The organism is Spongiactinospora gelatinilytica (assembly GCF_003236385.1).
GTDB classification, from domain to species: domain Bacteria; phylum Actinomycetota; class Actinomycetes; order Streptosporangiales; family Streptosporangiaceae; genus Spongiactinospora; species Spongiactinospora gelatinilytica.
This window is the reverse complement of sequence record NZ_POUA01000507.1, coordinates 1-4431: the sequence shown is the minus strand read 5'-3', so window position 1 is coordinate 4431 and position 4431 is coordinate 1. Positions and strand designations below refer to the sequence as shown.

Genomic DNA, 4431 nt, shown 5'->3' with positions numbered 1-4431 from the left:
CAGTACTCCGGCCCCTCGCCGTCCCGCCCGGCCGCGAGCCGCGCCACCACGTCGTCGTAGCGCGCCGGTGGCCCGGCCGGTGGGCGGCCGTCGTAGCAGGCGGCGAGATCGCGCAGGAACGGCAGCGCCGACTGCCCGTCCCACACCAGATGATGGACGCACAGGAAGAGAAGCTGCTCGCCACCGGGCAGGTCGAGCAGCAGGACCCGCAGCGGCCGGCCCGACGACAGCGCGAACGGCGTCCGCACGGCCTCCTCCCGCAGCCGGGCGGCCTCCGCCTCGGCCTCGTCGGCAGGCAACGAGCGCAGGTCGTGGTAGTCCACCGGCGGACGCCACGGCTCCCCGGCCGCCCGCCACAGCCGCCCGTCGCGTTCGGCGAAGCGGGTGCGCAGGATGTCGTGGCGGGCGATCACCTGGGCCAGCGCGCCGGCGAGCCGGGCGGGGTCCAGCCGCCCGGAGATCCGCCAGGCGTGCGGGACGTGGTAGACGGCGGTGTCCGGTTCGAGGCGCTCGGCGAACCAGATGCGCTCCTGGAAGCCGGAGGTGGGCAGCCAGTCGGCGTCGGGGATCGTCTCTTCCGGCGCTCGGGGGGCGGCGAGCCCGCGTTCGATCGCGGCGGCGAAGTCGCCCAGTTCGGGCGACTCGAACAGCGTGCGCAGCGGCACCTTGATCCCGAAAACGGCCCGCACCCGGGCGAGCATGCGCGCGCCGAGCAGCGAATGCCCGCCGAGGTCGAAGAAGGAGTCGTCCGGGCCGGGGTCCGGTACTCCGAGCAGGGCGGCCCACACGTCCGCGACCCGGAGCAGGGTGTCGCCCGCGAGCGGCGCCGAAGGGGCCGGTGGCGCGGGCTCCTCCGGGGAGTCGTAGCAGCGGCGCAGGTCGCGCAGGAACACCGGGGTGGACCCCTCGTCCCAGACCAGGTGGTGCAGGCGCAGGATGAGCAGGTGCTCGCCGTCGCCGAGGCCGGCGAGCGCTGCCTTGAGCGGGCGTCCGGACCCGGGGTCCACGCCGTCGGCGACGATCGCGCGGATGCGGCGCTCCCGTGCCGCGGCGGCGAGGCCGCGCAGGTCGTGTTGCTCGATCTCGGGCCGCCAGCCCTGGCCGACCACCTGCCACAGTTCGCCGTCGCGCTCGGTGAACCGGGTGCGCAGCACCTCGTGGCGGGCGATCACGCGGGCCAGCGCGTCGGCGAGCCGGGCGGGGTCGAGGTCGCCGCGCACCCGCAGGACGATGGGGACCTGGTACAGCCCCTCGTCGGGGGCGATCCGCTCGGCCAGCCAGATCTGCCGCTGGATGCCGGACGGCGGCACCTGATCGCCGTCGTCTTCCGCTTCCTCGGGGTCGTCGGCTCGGTACTCGTCCAGGGCGCGGGCGAAGTCGCCCAGCTGGGGCTGCTCGAAGAGCACGCGCAGCGGGAGTTCGACGCCCATGCGCTCACGAACCGCGCCGATGACCTGGGTGGCGTGCAGGGAGTGGCCGCCGAGGTCGAAGAAGGAGTCGCCCGGGCCGGGCTCGGGCACGCCGAGCAGGTCGGCCCACAGCCGGGCGACCTCGCCCGCGGTGCCCGCCGCGGCGTCGCCGGTGGAGCCGAGCGGCGTGGCGGTCGCGCGCAGGGCCGCGCGGTCCAGCTTGCCGTTGACGGTCAGCGGGAAGGCGGCGACCTCATGAAACGCCGCCGGGACCATATAGCCGGGCAGCGCCGCGCGGACGTGTTCGCGCAGGTCGGCCGCGCCGACGCGCCCTCCGGCCGGACGGACGTACGCGACCAGGCGGTCCGCCTCCAGCAGCACCGCCGCCCCGGCGACCGCAGGGTGCTCGCGCAGGCACGACTCGATCTCGCCGGTCTCGATGCGGTGGCCGCGTACCTTGACCTGGCCGTCGGCCCGGCCCAGGGCCTCCAGCGTGCCGTCAGGGAGCCGCCGGGCGAGGTCGCCGCTGCGGTACAGCAGGCCGGGGCCGAACGGGTTGGGCACGAACCGCTCGGCGGTCAGCTCCGGCCGGTTGAGGTACCCGGGCGACACGCCGAGACCGCCGACGCAGATCTCCCCCACCGCCCCGGCGGGCAGCAGCCGCAGCCGCTCGTCGAGCAGGTAGACGGTGGTGGTCGGGATCGGCACGCCGATATTGCTGCGGTCGTCCGCGATGTCCTGATCGGTGATGCGGTGGACGGTGACGTGGACCGTGGTCTCGGTGATCCCGTACATGTTGACCAGCTCCACCCCGGGGTGGCGGCGGGTGAAGCCGGCGAGCATGCGCGGGCGCAGCCGTTCGCCGCCGAAGATCACGTACCGGAGGCGGTCCAGCCGCGCCTCGGGGGCGACGGCGAGCAGGTGGGCGAACGCGCTGGGGGTCTGGTTGAGCACGGTGACGCGTTCGGCGCGCAGCAGCGAGAGGTACTGTTCGGTGTCCCTGGCCTGCTCGGCCCCGACGATCACCAGTCTGCCGCCGTACGCGAGGCAGCCGAACAGCTCCCACACCGAGAAGTCGAAGGCGTAGGAGTGGAACAGGGTCCACACGTCGTCCGGGCCGAACGCGAACGGCGGGCGGTCGTTGACGATCAGCCGGACCACGTTGCGGTGCGTGACCAGCACGCCCTTCGGGCGTCCGGTGGTGCCCGAGGTGTAGATGCAGTAGGCGGGGGCGTCCGGGGCGATGCCGGGGAGCGTCGCGTCCGTGTCCGGGAGTTCGGCGAGGGTGACGGCCGGGCCGTGTTCCACCTGTTCCTCGTCGGTGACCAGCAGTTTCGCGCCGCAGTCGGTGAGGATGAACGCGCGCCGGGACGCCGGGGTGGTCACGTCGATCGGGACGTACGCGGCTCCGGCGAACAGCACTGCCAAGATCGCCTCGACCTGCCCGATCCCGCGCTGCACCAGCAGGCCCACCAGATCGCCCGGCCGCACGCCACGGGCCACCAGCCCGCGGGCCAGCGCCTCGACGCGCTCAAGCAGCTCGCCGTAGGTCACCTGGTCCCGGCCGTGGGTCAGGGCGACCGCGTGCGGGGCGGCGCGCATCCGGCCGCGCAGCAGCTCCGGCAGACTCACCTGCGGGTGGCCGGTCATGGTGTCGTTCCAGCCGGTCGTCTGCCCCTGGCGCTCCTCCGGCGACAGCACCTCGACGTCATCGACGGCCTGGGCGGGGTCGGCGATCACGGAGGCGAGGAACCGGGCCAGGTGCCCGGCGAAGGCGGCCGGGACATGTCCTGACCTGCCTTCGAGGTCGAACGTGAAGCGCAGCGCGGGGCCGTCCTCGGGTGGCTCGACGCCGCCGAAGGAGACGAGGGCCGCGCCGTGGGGGTCGTGGTCGCCGAGCAGCCGCCGCAGGACGTGCGGTGGGGGGAGGTGGAGACTGCGGGCGACGGCCAGTTCCGCGTGGACGTTCCGGGCGAACCTGGCGAACGTCGCCTCCGGTTCCAGACGCATCGGTATTGGATCCGCGGGGCGTTCCGGCAGCAGCACGCTCAGCCGGGGGCCCGCCGTGTGGCGGCGCAGCACCCCGGCGACCGCGGCGAGGAGCAGGTCCTCGACGGTGACGCCGAGCCCGCGCGCGGCGGCGGCCAGGCCGGCGGGCGGCTCGAACCCGCTCGTGCCCGTATTCGTGATGGCCGGCGGCGGGGGGTCGTCGCCACGCAGCCGATCGACGTACGCGGTGAACGCGGGCACCGGGGCCGACAGCGGCTCGTCCGGCGCGGCCAGCAGCCGGTCCAGGATCACCGGATAGTCGTCGGCGAGCCGGGCGAGCATCGCGGGGCCGACCACGCCGCCCGGATCGCGCCAGCTCATCGTGGCGCCGGCGGAGTCCTCGCGGAGGAAGACGGTCAGCGCGTAGTCGGCGACGTCCTCCGTCGGCAGCATCCGCAGGGTGGCGGTCCCCGACGGCCCGCGCAGCGGCACCCGCAGGATGTCGATCACGTCGGCCGGCGGGGCGGCCCAGTAGCCGAACACCACCTGGTTGGCACTCTTGCGGGCGGCCTCGCCCCCGAGCCCGGCCTCCCTGAGGATGACCGGCATCGGCAGGTCCCCGTACGCCGTCGCACCGACCAGGTCACGGTGCAACCGCTGGACCACCTCGCGGTAGGTGAGGTCCCGGGACAGGCGGTGGCGCAGCGGCAGGGTGTTGGCGAAGAAGCCCACCCGGTCCTGCACGAGAGGATCGCGGCGACCATGGTAGGTGGTGCCGAGCACCAGATCGGGGCGGCCGGTGTAATGGCTGATCAGGATGCAGCAGGCGGCATAGAAGGGCACCAGCCGGTGTACGCCGAGCTCATCGGCCACCTCCTCAACGCGCGAGACCAGCCCCGGATCCACCGCTCGGTGCAACACGGCATAAACGCGTCCCCTGACGCCCCCCGAGGACCTCCCGACGACGCCCGGGGGCTCCTCAGCAACGGCTGGGGGCTTCTCGGCAACGGGGGAGGGCTCGTCGGTGACAGCC

The 4431-nt window shown here is 74.2% G+C and carries 1 protein-coding gene; it reads right to left on the bottom strand.

The window, feature by feature from the left end; genetic code table 11:
• A partial coding sequence (locus tag C1I98_RS35865; protein WP_158558323.1) for a non-ribosomal peptide synthetase occupies positions 1-4271 on the bottom strand: 4271 nt, incomplete at its 3' end.
• Between the last annotated feature and the right edge of the window lie 160 nt (positions 4272-4431).